Below are 14463 nucleotides of genomic sequence, written 5' to 3' on the forward strand. Positions count from 1 at the left end.
TGTCTTGTAACGGACACAGAAAGCGGAACATGATCGCTAGCTAACTAGCTAATAAGTGGAAGACCCAAGCATTGGTTCCTTGGAATAGAGGAAGCCGCAGCGCACTAGTTCTCCCAAAAATCTCGCAACGAGGCGTGGCGCAGCTTTTCCTCGCCTTCCAAGCACTTGACCCGGTCGACCAGACCGGGCCTTAACCATTCGGCCTTTGTCCTTCGCTAGCCCCTTCGGCGGCACCGCCCCCACTTTGCGCTGCACGCGGTCCCATAGCGCCTGCCGCTTGTCGGTTTTGAACGTAACGAAGGCGCCGCCCATGTAGCGGCCCTTATCGGCCATCAGAACCATCGCCAGCTTTCCCGTCTCCCGCTTCACGCCGATGATGTCCATGACCTTCTGGTCGAAGCATTTGATCTTGCGCCAGATCGTCGTCGGGCCGCTGCGATAGACGCTTTCCAGCCGTTTCGAGACGACGCCTTCGAGGTTCGCTTCGCAGGCGAGATGGTAGACCGCATAGCCGGCGCCCGGCAGCGCTTCGGAGAACTGGATGCGCCCCCGGCCCGGATCATCGCCTGCAGGATCTCGCGCCGGTCCTTTAGCGGCGTGTCGCGAAGGTCATGGCCGTTGAGGTAGAGCAGATCGAACACCACCAGGTAGAGATCCTGCGGCCGACGCGTGATCGCCGAGCACAGCGCATGGAAGTCCGAAAGGCCCTTTTCATTGAGCACTATCGTCTCGCCGTCGAGGATGAAACTTTCTCCTTTCAGCGCCTCGGCTTGCGCGGCGAGAGGACGGTACTTGGCCGTCCAGTCGATGCCGCCCTTGGTGTAGAGGCGGATGCCGTCTTCGTGAAATGTAAGCGTTCCGTTAGCAATTGCTGAAAGAGCAATGACTCTTCCTCCTGGAGAGAAAGAACAGCGACAGGGGCGTCACTTCACATCGCAAATGCCAAGACCGGCAAGCTTTTTCGTGAGGCGCTGCTGGCGATGCTAACGCACAAAGCTCTCCACTATATCGACCTCGCCGATGCAGCCGCCGAGAAGGCAGAGAAGGCCGCGGCCGAAATGCTCGAGACCACACGTCGCCCTGCCCCCTGATGCAAGGGGCAAGCGTTTCAGTTCCGTTAGCCGGCCGTAGTTTTTCTTCCCTTGGCGGAACTTCAAACGAGACCTTCCGTTCATTGTCTGCGCCACAATCGGCGCTCAAGAGAGGATGTCATGGGCAGTACAAGCGATAAGGCCAAAGGGCACGCAAATCAGGCAGTGGGGAAAGCGAAACGGGGCGTCGGCAAGGCGGTCGGAAACGATAGACTACAAGCCGAAGGCGGTGCGCAAGAAGCGAAGGGCAAGGTTCAAAAAGCTGTCGGCGATGTAAAATCAGCGGCCAAGGATGCCACCAACAAGGCGGCCGCAGCAATCAACAAAAAGCTTTAAGATCGAAAAACTCCGGACCCTGGTCTACGGCGCGGTTCCCCCCAGGGAGGCCGACAGAATGGTCGAGGTCGATGACCCGATGAAGGCGACCGAGCGAGTGATCGTCCCGAAACAGCACCGGATCAAGCCCGAACAGTTCTGCTGAGGCATCGCTTCCGGCCATGCCCTAGCGCCGGGGCGTGCCGCGGTTCAGCAACCTAGCTTCCCGAACGAGCGATGACCAATTGGTCTCGCCTAAGACGCCGACAAGATCGCGAGCCTGTTGTTCCGTGATTCCTGTTTCCCGGACTAGGCGCTGAATGACCGCATCGCTCATTGACTGTGATTTCTCGGTCTTGTTGCTCATTTCCGGATTGCTCCATCGGGCACCAACGTAGCCCTAAGGAACTGGTTCCGGGTGCGGATCAGTTGCTATGTTTCTCCAAATCATTGCGCAAGAGGCGCAATAAGGCCCGCTGCCGAGGGGTAGCAGCGGGCCACAGACCAGCCGGACACAGGGACTTTGGGATAGGCATCCGGCTAGGGCAGAAAAACGGAGTTGGTCGAAATTTGTTCCAGCGTGAAAGTCAGGCTGGTGACCGCCTATGTCCCGCCGGCGCGAAAGAGACCGCTGGTCGACAAACCGACATGATAACAGACCCCGGCGCCCCAGTACAAATCATCGTTCCTGCGCCCTGGGCGCTCAAATCACGGCAGGATGATTGCTGAGCTAATACCGCACCACGCCGAGCAGCAGCAGAACGGCCAGGACGACGATAAGGACGATGCTGGTCAGATACGGCGGCAAGCGGTTGCCAACGATGCCGCCCGGAAAGCCGAAGACCGCAAGCAGAATCAGGATGATCAGAAGGATGTCGAATCGTGTGAGCATATCGAGTTTTCCTTTCGATACTTGAGGCTCCCCGCAGTGGCGTCATAGTTTGCCACTCATCGCCTGATGCGGGCGTTGGCCTTGTCGAGATGCCTTTCGCTCGGCCTTCAGAATCGAGAGGCTTCATCACCAAGATTAATCGCGGCATGCGGTTCCCATGACCGGTAATCGTCTGGCAGCGATGCCTTGGTCCGCAGATCAGTTGCGCGCTAGTTCTGCAGATTGAGGGTGTCAAATCAGCGATGCGCGATCGATCTCGAAATAGTTGGCGATCAGTTCCGCCTGGCTCTCGGTGGTCGGCGCATCCGTAGCAACCGATGGTCGGGCCGTGCCCCCTTGGTTCTTGGTTGCATGGCGACGGCCACACTCCTGCGTCCTGAAAACGGGGTGCAGCCGCGCTAAATTGAAGTCGATTAACGAATCGTAGACCGCGCTGTCCTATTCTGAGACAGCGCGGTCTGCGTACCCCAGGCTGCGCAGCCGGCTCCGGCAACCCAGCCATCGCAATGTCGGAGCCCCACACTCGCATCAATATACCAGCAGCGGTTGAATCAATGGTTACCACACGTGGTTTCTACTGCGTTCCCGATCGCAGAGTTTGAGACGCCCGCCAGGGTTCTCGGTGCTGACAAAATGGCGCTCGGTTCAAAAAAGCCCCCCGAGCCGCAAGGCCGGGGGGAACGTTTGGCTAGAGATTAACTACGCAGAGGGGGTTTATGCGCAGTGACAAGTCTGAGAACTATCATCTATGACAAGCGTTCCGTACCTCTTTCGGCTGACAAGGTGGAATCTCGGTCGGCCTAGCTTCCGATTGATCCCAGGATATCAGAACGGACTTAATCGAACCTTGGTGCCCCTAATCAAAATTTAAAAAAGGTGCCATCTTTGCAAGTTCGATAAATACTGCAGGCGGCCAGTTCTCCGGCCAGCCATTTTTGAAAGGAATGGCCTCGGACGACCTCGCCAAGGAGCTAAGTTCCGCTCAAGCGAGCAAGCTGGTTCCGGCGTTGGCCATCAGCTCGACTTGAACCGGCGTCCGGTCTTTTGCTGCGCACCTGCGGTCGAATTTCTGGGCCGAAGACCAAGTTGCCGGCGCGAAGGAAGCTCGGGCTTCCCTTTCGGTCATTCGACAATCGTTAACTCGATGTGACAGACTTACTCGGCTGCGTTTTGCGTTCGTTCCGCGATGGCGAACGCCTGCAGATTCTTTGCCTTGCCGCGGTCTTGATCGGCGTTGGCGATAATCGAAAAGAACGCCGCCCGAGCGATGTCCCTCTTCGACGCGTCCGGGTGCTCTTTCCGTGCCGCCTTGATAATTGCTTGGGCGTCATGTCCGGCGTCACGACCCGCATCAGAGTGTCGCTGATCGCCTGCAATTCGGTTGCATCCATTCGCACACTCCCGTCCTTGGCTCCCACTACCAAGCCTAGCAGAGCACCTTTCTCAGCTGAACCTAAATTCACACTGCATTTGAGCAGCGCGCAAGGGTGCTGACCAGCCAAGCCAAGGAGGCCGAGAGACGGACCAGACCCGCCGGGAATTTCAGTCTTCCTTCAGATCTTCTGCTTCGTCTTTTAACTTGGTCCAGTCGGCACCATGCTTACGCAACAAAGCGCGCGCCTGTTTTGGCGAAACGTCGGCGATTTCCGTCAGGTGCTCCACCTCCAGTTCCTGCCCCTTCACCACGCGGCTCGGCTTCTTCTTTTCTTTGGTAGCCATCGCTTGTGTCCTTCTCTTGTGTCATCGGAGGAACGAGGACTGAGAAGTGTTGGTTCCGGCTTGCGATAGCCGTTCGCCGGCTTGAGCTCCGGCCATTTTGAGGTGGTTGTTTGTGACAGTCTCATGACGCACCATAGGGGCGGAGCCTCCGATTACCATGATGCGACGCTGCGCGAGGGCATCATCATGCAGGAAACGGAACTGAAGCTTGAGCTTTGGCGGTCGGGTACGGGGTCGCTCCTGAAGAAAAATCCGTTCGGGTCCTCGCCCACCATCCTTCAGCAGAGATCCATCTATTACGACACTCCCGAACGGGACCTGTCCAAGCGTGGCCTGTCGCTTCGCATTCGGCAATCGGGAAATGAACGGATACAAACCGTCAAGGCCGGCGATGACGCGGCGGCCGGATCGTTCAAACGCGAGGAATGGGAGCGACCGGTCGCTGGCGACACACCGATGCTCGACGATCCGCAGATCCGCGACGTGCTTGCTGGGACTGGCCCAAAGCTCGCGCCCTTGTTCGAGGTTCATGTCAAACGGCATCGTTGGAACGTGGTGGATGGCGACGCCACGGTCGAAGTCGCTTTGGATATTGGCAAGGTGGTTGCAGCCGATCGCGAGGCGCCGCTCTGCGAGATCGAGTTAGAAAGGAAGGCGGGCTCGCCGAGAGCGCTGTTTGGGCTCGCCCGCAAAGTCGACCTGATAACGCCGGCGCATCTCGGGGTGCTGAGCAAAGCGGAACGGGGCTATCGCCTGCTTGGCCCGGCGCCCGGTGCTGTGAAAGCGGCTTCTACCCCGCTCTCGTCCGAGATGACCGCGGCAACGGCTATTGCGCGCATCGCAGCGGCCTGTCTCAGGCAGTTTCGCCTCAATGAAGCGGCGCTGGGCTGGTCCCGCGATGCCGAGGCCCTGCACCAGGCTCGGGTGTCGCTGCGACGGTTGCGCTCCCTGTTCTCGATCTCGAAGTCCCTGTTCGATGACAGCCGTTTCGATCACCTGCGGGAAGAATTCAAATGGCTTACCTCGGAACTTGGCGATGCGCGCAATATCGACGTGATGATCGACCGTGCTTCGAGCGAAGCACTTTCGAGCCGTCTTCGTGAAGCACGCGACGAGGCCTATGCGGGACGTCGGCCCTCGCGATGCCGAGTTTTTTGCCTTGCCGACTGCGCCAGCCATCATTCAGTTCCGCAAACTGGTCTGGATCCAGACTGCGCTCGCGAAGTGTCAACCCCCTGCCCAAGCTCTCCAGCGCGCGTTCAGAGGGTGTCCAGATAGATACTTCTGAGTGGTTTCGTTCTGGGGCAAAGGTGCCAGCGCCTAGGCAAGGCTGATTTCGAGCGAGAAGAGCGTGAGGGCGGCGCAGAAGCAGTCGGGCAGGCGGAACCGCCCGACCGCGAGTTTCCTGTAAGCTTTGGTTTCGGGTTGCCTTGGCAATCAGGCGGCCTTGCGTCCCTTCAAAGCCTTCTCGAAAGCATCCTTGATCGGCTTGGTCATATCTTCGGTGGCTCTCAAAATCAAAGCCTGCATGAGCTTGGCCTGCTCGGCGGATTTTTCGATCTGTTCGCGCACGAAAGCTGTCTGCAATTCGAAGAATTCCGACGGCGACTTCGCGGCAACAAGGGCTTCGAGGTGCGTGAAGCCGGCTTCGGCATTGGCGCGCAAGGCGGCTATCGTCTCCAGAGACACCTCGTTGCTGGTGGTTTTGGCTATTTCAAGGGTCGAGTCGAGAGCCTTTTGAGCCGTGTCAACGTCCGAGCTCACTTTGGAAAAGACTTCCATCGACTGCTCAACGTTTTGATCGGCGACGGTGCGGATTTGCTCGGCAGCCTTCGACGGGTCGAAAGACGGGCTTTCGATATTTTCGATCGTTTCGGTCTTGCCGGTGATTTTGGCCATTCTTCCATCCTTTTTTCAGGGGGCGGCGGCACAACAAAGCCGTCTCCTTCATGTACGAAATCGTCGCAACGAATTTATGAAGCTGACATGAATCTGCGCGCGAGCCGCCCGACCGGCGCTGTGCAAATTGAGGTCAGCAGCGTCACCGCCAAGCCGGAATTCCTTGGCGCCCGCGCGCACAATTCGAGAACATTGCCTCTACCATCGCGGGTCGTCGATCGTCCTCTCCCGCCGGCTATAGCAGGTTGAGCGTGCAACCCCCGCAGGCGACATCCTTCGGTAATGAAGAGGGCATACAATCAGGTTTGAGCGATCCAGGCGATCCAACTCCTCGGCTGAGCAATCTCCCGCCTTCGAACCTGCAAGCATGCGTTACCTCAACGCATCAATAGCGAAGGCGACCAGTTCCTGAGCTGAAATCTCGCAGTGACGCGAAGGCAGTGCCCCGACGAGCCTGGGGTCCCATAAGACGACGAGTGAGGCGCAAAAGCAGGAAGCGGCCGCGTCCACGTCAGGCGATGCGAAATCCGTCGTTTCAACTCCGGCCCGAATGAGGCCTCCCACCAGACCGTGAATCTGCTTCCGATAGCGCCTGAATGAGGGCCAATCACTGCCCGCGGCAACGACAATAAGGTTGAACATTTGAGAGTCGCCATGGAGTGCCCGTAGCAGCAGCCATGTAGTCCAAGTACAGTGTCTTTTAGGCGATCCTCTGCACTCACCATTTCGTTTCCGGCTGTCTGTACCGCCAGAAGAGCGGCAGCATCATCTACATGGGCTCCGTGCACTCCAAGGAGGCCTCGCCCCTCAAGGCGCCCTAGACCGGCATCAAGTTCGCGGCAAACCGCGGAACACCTCGTCGAATAGCCGGTTGACATTCGAACGACCGACATCAGGCAGAGGAACGTGAAATGACGTCCGACAGCACAAACGAAAGAGCCGCATCATGGGAGGCTGAATGAACCCTTTGCAATTCACAGGAGGTAACAAATGACCAGTCTGGCTTTCCTTGCCCCCGTGCAGGTTAAGACCAGTGACGTGGCACACGACATCAACACGGTGCGGGAGGCGCTCGTATTCTTGAATCAGTGGCCGAAGGCCCGTCGGGGACCGGTATAGCTGCGCGGTGAGAAGCTGCAACGCCGCGATCGCCGGGCAGATGCCAACCGAACAGGCGCGACAGGCATTTGTCAGCTTTGCCAGGATAGCTGGGGTACTGGCCAAATCCGAGTTTTCGCCTCTGGCCGGGGCCGATCAAAAGCTGTCCGTTTCTGGGCGTAGTAGCTGACTTTCAGTTTAGGACTCTATAGGGCGCGTATAGGCCAGTGAAATTGGACTGGACGAGGTCCATAGCGGAACCACGGAACGATACGGGAAGATCTGATTTTGGCCCAAAAAGCCAATAAAATCAAAGATCTTAATATGTCCTCCAGGCTCACCAGAATACTGCTTATTGAAATTATTTGATTTTTCCGAGCTTGCCCAAAATGTGGACTCGAACCCCCTCTGGTGGCGCGCGCATCGGCATCACCGCCGTGCTCCACACATGGGGCTCGTCGATGACCCACCATCCTCATGTCCACATGATCGTGCCGGGCGGAGGCATCGCGCTCGACAGGACGCACTCTCCTCGCGTCCGGGGCTTTCTCCTGCCGGTGCGCGTGCTCGGCAAGCTGTTCCGCCGCCTGTTCCTGACCCGGCTGATCGCACTGCACGAGGCCGGACGGCTTGCGTTCTTCGGCGCCCTTGCTCATCTCATCGAGCGGCGGGCCTTCCTGCGCCACCTCGCTCCCATCCGAAAGAAGCGATCGGTGGTCTACGCCAAGGCGCCCTTCGCTGGACCCCAAGCGGTGCTCGCCTATCTGTCGCGCTATACGCACCGGGTCGCCATCTCGAACCGGCGCCCCATCCGTTTCGACGAGGACGGCGTCACCTTCCGCTGAATGATGCGGCTTGCCAGCACACCCGCCTGTTCGTTGCCGTCGAACAGGGGACCGGAGGATGACAAACTCGTCGCCGCCCACTCTAGACTAGCCACCATGGCGGTTTCGCCTGCCTGCTGCTTCAGGCGTTTGGCCACAGCGCCGAGAAGCTCGTCTCCAACCGGTTGGCCGAGCGTGTCGTTCACTGGCTTGAAGCGGTCGAGATCGACGCAGTGGACGGCCAATTTTTCGCCGTCTCCCAGACTCCTCAAGGCCTCGTAGGGGAAAAACCTGCGAAATCCGGCGAAACGGCCATTTCAGCGTGAAAAAGCAAAGTTGGCGTGCTTGCACATGCAGGCCTCAACCCGATGGGAACTCGGCGAGTTCGTCGGCCGCTTCATTGATACCGTGCGCAGCCGCTCGCTCGAGCCAAAGGCGACCGGCCACGGGGTCGCGCTCCCCGGCGAGACCTTTGGAGAGATAGCGCCCGAGCATGAGTTGGGCCTGGCCATGGCCACGTCCGGCGGCGGCGGCGAACCATTTCTGCGCCGCCGTCTGGTCCACCGGCAGGCTTTGTCCAGTGCCGTGTAATGCGCCAAGCGCAAACATCGCGCCGGCGTGGCCGTCGTCGGCGGCCTGCTGGAACAGCTGCACCGCGGTCTCTGGCGCGCGTGCGCCGCCGCGCCCGTTGAGCAGCATCTCGGCAAGCGCCACCTTCGCGTCGAGCACGCCGGCATTGGCCGCCCGGGCAAACCAGACGCGGGCCTGCATTGGGTCGGCCGCCACGCCGCGTCCATCCTGGAGGAGGCGGGCGTACATGTATTGCGCCTCGGCGACGCCTTCGGCCGCGCGCCTCAGCCATTGCGCCGCTTGCCCCTGGTCCTGGCGGACGCCTACCCCATTGGCGAAGCAGAGCCCAAGATTGAATGCCGCAATCAAGTCGCCGGACGACGCGGCCGCCTCGAACCATCCGGCAACGCTTGCACGGTCGTCCGGCTCGCCGGCTCCGCCGAGGACGAGATTGGCCAGGTCGATCTGTGCTTCCTGATTGCCGCCAATCGCGGAGGCGCGCAGCCAGCGTGTCCCCTCTTCGGCGTCTTCGGCCACGCCGTTCCCCGTCAGATAGAGAGAGGCCAAGGCACGGGCTGCGGCCTGGTGACCTGCTTCGGCCGCCCGCCGATACCAGTTTGCGGCTTCTGCAAAATCCGGCGGCTGCGTCTTCACATAGCGATCGCCGAGGAGATAGGCCGCCTCGATATTGCCGGCCAAGGCGGCGCGCCGCATCCACGCCTCGCCGGCAACTGGATCATGGTCGAAGAGCCCACCATCAATCAGTGCCAATCCCAAGCGAAACTGAGCGGAGGGAAGGCCCTTTTCCGCGGCAGCCTGATACAGTTGAGCGGCTGCAGCGAGGTCGCGCACCACGCCGAGCCCGTGCTCGGTAAGTACTGCGAGAAGATAGGTTGCGGTCGGCAGGCCGGCATTGGCCGCGCGTCTTACCTCGTCTGCAATCCTGACCCGATTTTCGCGCCTGCCGCGCCGGGCCAATGACAGGGCAAGGCCGAGACATCCTTCGGCGCAGCCGGCGGAAGCCGACTTCTCGTACCAGTGGTGCGCCGCATCGAGGTTACGCATCGCTTTGGGGCCGCTGGTGAGGATATAACCGAGGATCGCCTGTCCCGTTGCCGAGCCCGCCTCGGCCGCCTTGGTGGCAAGGTCGAACGCGGCCGTGAAATCCGGTTTGCCCGACGAATCCCGTTTGAACAATTGCTCCGACAAAGTGCCCTTGCCATCGGCTTCCGGTGTCACCAGCCCGGTCACGTAGAGGGCGGCGAGCAGCGCCTGCGCATCTGCGCTGCCGTGGTTGGCTGCCCGCAACAGCCAGCGCGCGCCTTCCATGCGGCTCGGCGGCACGCCGGAGCCTTCGAGATAGCAACGCGCGACCCGGTACTCGGCATCGACGATCCCCGCGCGCGCCGCTACCGCCATAAGCGGAAAGGCCTCAGCGGGCTTGCCGCTGTCAGACAGCTGGGTCGCCCGGCGCAACGCTGCCGCCGGGGAGGCGAAACCAGTCAGCCGATCCAGGATTGTCATCGATCCGAGCCCATGATTCCCCCGGTGCTCTACGGCTCCCGCATCGCTTCCTGGCTGATCGGGAGCATCACACCGAGAATGTACTTGAGCACTGTGCGCCGGCCGACCTTTACGTCGGCGGTCACCGGCATGCCGGGGCTGACGGTGAAACCGGCAGGCACACCGTGGAGGGCGACCTGGTCGATGGAAATCCGCGTGCGGTAGAACGGCTCTGCGTCCGAAGGCAGCATTGCCAGCGAGCTGTTCGGATCGCGCGCTTGATCCTGCGCGGAGAAGGAATCCGGGCTGAGCGTCCGCACGGTGCCATGCGCGAGGCCGTATTGCGAATAGGGAAAAGTGTCGAACTTGATGATCACCTGGTCGCCAACATGCACAAAGCCGCTGCTCCGGCCAACGATGTTTGTCTCGATCTCAAGCGGCGCGTTAGCTGGCACAAGCGTGATCAAGCGCTCGCCGGACTGCAGCACCGAACCGACCGAGACCTTGGCCACCGATTGAACGATGGCGTCTGCTTCGCTCTTCAACTCGACCAACTGCTTGCGCAGCTTTGCCTTGTTGAGAAGTTCGCGGGCGTCGGATATCCGCGAACTCGCCTCCGAAAGGCTCTGCGAAACATCAGCTCGCCAACCCTGGATGTAGCCGTCGCGCTCGGCGGCCACCGCCGCCTGCTGGATCTTTGCGGCTTGTGCAGTCTGCTCGGCATTGCCGAGCGCCCGGGACATTTCGGCGCGATTATCCTCAGCAAGCAGTGTGTTGAGGCGGCTGCCCACCTGCCTTACTTCAAGCTGCTTGCGCATATCTTCAATAGAGGCCGCGACGGCGAGCCGTTGGCGGTAGCCATCGGCATCCGATTGCGAGCGCGAGATAACGGAACTGAGCTCGTCGCGCTGGCGGTCGAAATTCTCAACCTTGGCGTCGTAGACCGCCTTGCGGCGCTCAAAGATCGACGCCTGCAGGGTCCAGCTCGGATCCAGACCATCATAGTTGAAGACCTTGCCGTCCTGTTCCGCCTTCAACCGCGCCACTTCGGCTTCAAGCGTAGAAACCTGCATCGCAAGCGCCGCCAGGTCGGCTGAAGCAAAGGTAGCATCGAGGCGGGCAAGCACTTGACCGGCCTGCACGTGCTGTCCTTCACGAACGTCGATCGAGCGCACGATCGCGGTGTCCAGCGGCTGCACGACGATGTTGGGCGATTTTGACACGACCAGCCCTCGGGTCGTTACAACCTGATCGACCGGTATCAGTCCTGCCAGGGCGATCAGCGCGATGACCAGGCTCGAAATGATCCAGACAATGCCGCGCGCCGCCTGCGGAATAGGCGCATTGGCGACAGCCGTCGACGGCCACTGGAACTCGAGTATGGCGGGCGTCGTTGGATCCCGCGTTTCCATCCGCTGCTGCCGAGCGGGGAGGGTGGTGAGAGCGGTGCTACTCATGGGTTACCGGACCTGAAGCGCATATCGTCAAACCAACCTCGGCGGGATGGCGACCGGGCGGCCGTGGCGGCCGTCGAGGTGCCGGTTCTGCTGCGACCACAGCTGGCGATAAAGCGCGCATCGTTCGAGCAGTGCCGCGTGCGGCGCGACGTCGAGGACCTTACCCTGATCCATGACCAGGATATTGTCGCATTCGGTCAGCGAGGCGAGCCGGTGCGAAACGATGATCATGGTGCGCCCACTGGCGATACGCATGAGGTTGGCGCTGACCACCGCCTCGCTCTCCGGGTCGAGGGCGCTGGTCGCTTCGTCGAGGATGAGGATGGTCGGATCGTGGATCAGCGCGCGCGCGATCGCCAGCCGCTGCTTTTGACCGCCCGACAAATTGGGCGAGCCTTCCTCGATGTAGGTGTCATAGCCATTCGGCATCCGCTCGATGAACTCCTGGGCGCCGGCGAGGTGCGCGGCACGCATGGCATCGGAAAGCGTCAGGCCCGAGCGCCCGGCGATGATGTTATCGCGGATCGACCCGCGGAACAGAAAGTTGTCCTGGAGAACCACGCCGAGCCCTTGGCGAAGATGGCGCAGGTTGATTTCCTTGAGGTCGACGCCGTCAAGCTTGAGGAAACCGCTGTAGTCGCGGTTGATGCCCTGCAGGAGGCGCGCGATCGTCGATTTTCCCGACCCGCTGCGCCCAACGATGCCGAACATGCTGCCAGATGGGATGTGGAAGCTGACCCTGTCGAGCGCCGGTGTCTTGGTGCCCATATAGCTGAACGTCAGGTCGCTGAACGCGACCTCGCCGACGAGCCTGGGTCTGAGGCCAGTGGAATTCGAACTGCTCTCCAGCGGCCGGTTGAGGACCGACGCGGCCTCGCCGATCGCCGCACCGACCTCCTCGTAATCTTCAACCAGCCGCGCCAGGCCGACCAGCGGCTGCGCCACGCGCTGCGAGATCATCATGAACGCGAACAGGCTACCGACCATATAGCCGGAGCGGTCGTTCATCGCGAGATAGGCGCCGATCAGTATGGTGCCGAGCACCATCACGCGTTCGATCGGTGTGACCAGGGTCTGGGGCCAGCTGGCGAGCTGTCCGAAGGCAAGACGCGCCTTTCCCGCTTCCGCCACCCGCTCGTCCCACAGCGCCTTGCGCTGCGGCTCGAGGCCGAGCGCCTTCACCGTTTTGATGCCGACGACAGTCTCGCCGAGCGCCGCCGACTTCCAGGTCTCGGCCTCGACCACCCGCTGGTATCTCCGGCGCAGCGGTTTGAGATAGGCAAGGATGATCAACATGATCACGACCGCGCAGGCCACCACGATCCAGGCGAGCGAGGCGTTGATGTAGAACATAACCGGTACCAGCACGCACAGCGTGATCAAATCCAGGAACGTGCTAAGCAGCTTTCCGGTCAGGAATTCGCGGATACGATAGACCTGGGCCAGGTGATACATCGTCTCGCCGGCCGGATGACGCTCGAAATAGTCGAGCGGCAGGCGCAGCAGCCGGCTGAAGACATGCAGGTGCAGCTTGGTGTCCAGACGGGCGCCGACGACGTTGATGATCAGCCGCCGCGCGTGGCCGAGCAGCGTCTCGTAGACGAAGACCACGGCGATGATCGCCGACAACAGCACAAGCGTCGAGACACTGTTGAACTGCAGCACCTTGTTGACCAGTGTCATGACGATGAGCGGCGGCAGGATGGTAAGGACACTTAGAGTGAACGAGGCGATAGCGATGTCGCGCAGCGGCCGGCTTTCCAGCCGCACCAGCTCGGCGAGCCAGTGAAGGGTGAAAGGCGCATCCGCCGCCACATGCGACCGTGTCGCGCGCAGCAGCACGGCCTCACCCGTCCACACCTGCGACAGCCGCAGCTCGTCGATGGCGGTGGCCTCGCCGTCCTCCGGCGCGTCGGGACTTTTGAGGAAGACGATGTTGCGCTCGGCACTCGCGCCGGTGAGGAGGCCCGCGCCGCCATCGCTGAACAACAGGACGACCGGTCCGGTGTCCTGAAAGCGCAAAAGGTGCGCCCAGCGGATGCGCACGGCGCGCGACCACATGCCGGCGTTCTGCGTCCACTCGGAGAGATCGGCGGCAGTCGGAACCGCGCTCGCCGTCCTGAATTCGCTGGGATCGAGCTCGACGCCGTGATAGCGGGCGGCCCGCAGCACGGCCTTGAGGCGCGGCCCGAACTGGTCGAGCTCGGCGGGACCGCCGGGAGCCCGCGCGGTTGCATTCTGGCCGCCCGACTGATCCGCCGCGGGAGCCTCGACTTCGGTTCCGGCGCGGATAGAGAGCGGCTGGTCTTCGGCGTTTACGGGGACGTTCACCATGGACTTCTCATCCGGTACGCAGGGCGAGGGTTCCGCAATGCCCGGGCCGAGGCGTTGCTGCCGAGATTTCCGACGATCTTCCTTATACTCCCAGCCGATCGGCCGCGCGACCCTTCTTTCGAAAACGCGCGGACCCAGCTTTCCAGCAAAGCCCGCGCGCCCGATATTTCAGCCTTGAACCGGTTTCCGGTCAACGTTCCTGCTCACTCATGCGGCTTCAGAAAATCCTTCAGAACCTTCTTCACCGTGTCGTCGATATTGGCATAGCCGCCACCCTGCTTGGTCTGGTCCGAGGTCGGATCGGTGCTCGCACCCGACGGCTTGTCGTGGTTCTGACCGAAGCCCCTGATCGTGTTCAGGACATTCAGGAGGTCGGTCGTCGCCGAGCCGGCCGCCAGGCCGATCAGGTAGCGGAACGACTGATGGCTGGTGGTATTGCCGCTGTTGCCGGCCGAACCTGACTTCAGGAATTGCGAAGTGTCCGTCAGACCCAGCGAGTCCGATGTGACCGCGGCAGTCTTCTGGCTTGTAGCGGTGGTCGCCAGGGTCGTGGTCGACGGAGCAATCGAGTCGTGGTGACCACTCGAGGGTCCGGTCGGACCGGTTGCGCCGGTCGGACCCGTCGGGCCCTTCGGTCCGGTATCGCCCTTCGGTCCCGTCGAGCCGGTGGCACCGGTTGCGCCAGTCGCACCAGTAGCACCAGTACCGCCAGTCGCGCCCTTCGGGCCGGTATCGCCCTTGGGTCCGGTCGAGCCGGTAGC

The 14463-nt window shown here is 61.3% G+C and carries 13 protein-coding genes and 2 pseudogenes; 4 read left to right on the top strand and 11 right to left on the bottom strand.

Annotation, left to right across the window (positions count from 1 at the left end; translation table 11 throughout):
• Positions 1–48: 48 nt before the first annotated feature.
• Positions 49–384 carry a hypothetical protein gene (locus tag F3H96_RS31310; RefSeq protein WP_244620149.1) on the bottom strand — a complete coding sequence of 112 codons (336 nt, stop codon included), beginning with the start codon at positions 382–384 and terminating at the stop codon, positions 49–51.
• Positions 366–884, bottom strand: a complete 519-nt coding sequence (locus F3H96_RS31315) for a hypothetical protein (protein WP_348530090.1) — start codon at positions 882–884, stop codon at positions 366–368. Before F3H96_RS31315 ends, F3H96_RS31310 begins: the two co-directional genes overlap by 19 nt.
• Positions 885–1211: 327 nt before the next feature.
• Between F3H96_RS31315 and F3H96_RS25650 the strand changes: the two genes are divergently transcribed.
• Positions 1212–1427: a CsbD family protein gene (locus F3H96_RS25650; protein WP_149804471.1), complete on the top strand. Its 216-nt coding sequence runs from the start codon at positions 1212–1214 to the stop codon at positions 1425–1427.
• 166 nt (positions 1428–1593) lie between these two features.
• On the opposite strand, the gene F3H96_RS25655 is transcribed toward F3H96_RS25650, so the two are convergent.
• From F3H96_RS25655 to F3H96_RS30705, 3 genes are all read right to left on the bottom strand, one after another.
• A complete protein-coding gene (locus F3H96_RS25655; protein WP_149804472.1) occupies positions 1594–1773 on the bottom strand; it encodes a hypothetical protein in 180 nt (59 codons plus the stop codon).
• 363 nt (positions 1774–2136) lie between these two features.
• Complete coding sequence (locus F3H96_RS25660; protein ID WP_149804473.1) at positions 2137–2298, bottom strand: DUF1328 domain-containing protein; 162 nt, start codon at positions 2296–2298, stop codon at positions 2137–2139.
• Positions 2299–3840: 1542 nt separating this feature from the next.
• Positions 3841–4017 (bottom strand): hypothetical protein, encoded by a 177-nt coding sequence (locus F3H96_RS30705; protein WP_188131531.1) that lies wholly within the window; start codon positions 4015–4017, stop codon positions 3841–3843.
• Between the two features lie 123 nt (positions 4018–4140).
• Here F3H96_RS30705 and F3H96_RS25670 point away from each other — a divergent pair, with 123 nt between their 5' ends.
• Complete coding sequence (locus F3H96_RS25670; protein WP_244620150.1) at positions 4141–5295, top strand: inorganic triphosphatase; 1155 nt, start codon at positions 4141–4143, stop codon at positions 5293–5295.
• 159 nt (positions 5296–5454) lie between these two features.
• Here the strand turns inward: F3H96_RS25670 and F3H96_RS25675 are convergent, their stop codons facing one another.
• On the bottom strand, positions 5455–5916 hold the full coding sequence (locus F3H96_RS25675) for a phasin family protein (protein ID WP_149804474.1): 462 nt from the start codon (positions 5914–5916) through the stop codon (positions 5455–5457).
• A 1159-nt stretch (positions 5917–7075) separates the two neighbouring features.
• On the opposite strand from F3H96_RS25675, the gene F3H96_RS31320 reads away from it, so the two are divergent.
• Positions 7076–7204: a hypothetical protein gene (locus tag F3H96_RS31320; protein WP_244620151.1), complete on the top strand. Its 129-nt coding sequence runs from the start codon at positions 7076–7078 to the stop codon at positions 7202–7204.
• A gap of 223 nt (positions 7205–7427) precedes the next feature.
• Positions 7428–7856: pseudogene (locus F3H96_RS25685) on the top strand (transposase); the annotation flags it as partial.
• Here the strand turns inward: F3H96_RS25685 and F3H96_RS25690 are convergent.
• From F3H96_RS25690 to F3H96_RS30715, 5 genes and pseudogenes are all read right to left on the bottom strand, one after another.
• A complete protein-coding gene (locus F3H96_RS25690; RefSeq protein WP_244620159.1) occupies positions 7787–8044 on the bottom strand; it encodes a GGDEF domain-containing protein in 258 nt (85 codons plus the stop codon). The pseudogene F3H96_RS25685 and the gene F3H96_RS25690 overlap by 70 nt on opposite strands.
• Positions 8045–8198: 154 nt before the next feature.
• The gene (locus tag F3H96_RS25695; RefSeq protein ID WP_149804475.1) at positions 8199–9932 is read right to left on the bottom strand and encodes an SEL1-like repeat protein; all 1734 of its coding nucleotides are present in this window, start codon (positions 9930–9932) and stop codon (positions 8199–8201) included.
• A 29-nt stretch (positions 9933–9961) separates the two neighbouring features.
• Complete coding sequence (locus F3H96_RS25700) at positions 9962–11368, bottom strand: HlyD family type I secretion periplasmic adaptor subunit (protein ID WP_149804476.1); 1407 nt, start codon at positions 11366–11368, stop codon at positions 9962–9964.
• Between the two features lie 27 nt (positions 11369–11395).
• Positions 11396–13702: a peptidase domain-containing ABC transporter gene (locus F3H96_RS25705; RefSeq protein ID WP_244620152.1), complete on the bottom strand. Its 2307-nt coding sequence runs from the start codon at positions 13700–13702 to the stop codon at positions 11396–11398.
• 203 nt (positions 13703–13905) lie between these two features.
• Positions 13906–14463 (bottom strand): annotated as a pseudogene (locus tag F3H96_RS30715) (hypothetical protein); the annotation flags it as partial.

The organism is Mesorhizobium sp. NFR06 (genome assembly GCF_900115245.1).
Taxonomy (GTDB): Bacteria; Pseudomonadota; Alphaproteobacteria; order Rhizobiales; family Rhizobiaceae; genus Mesorhizobium.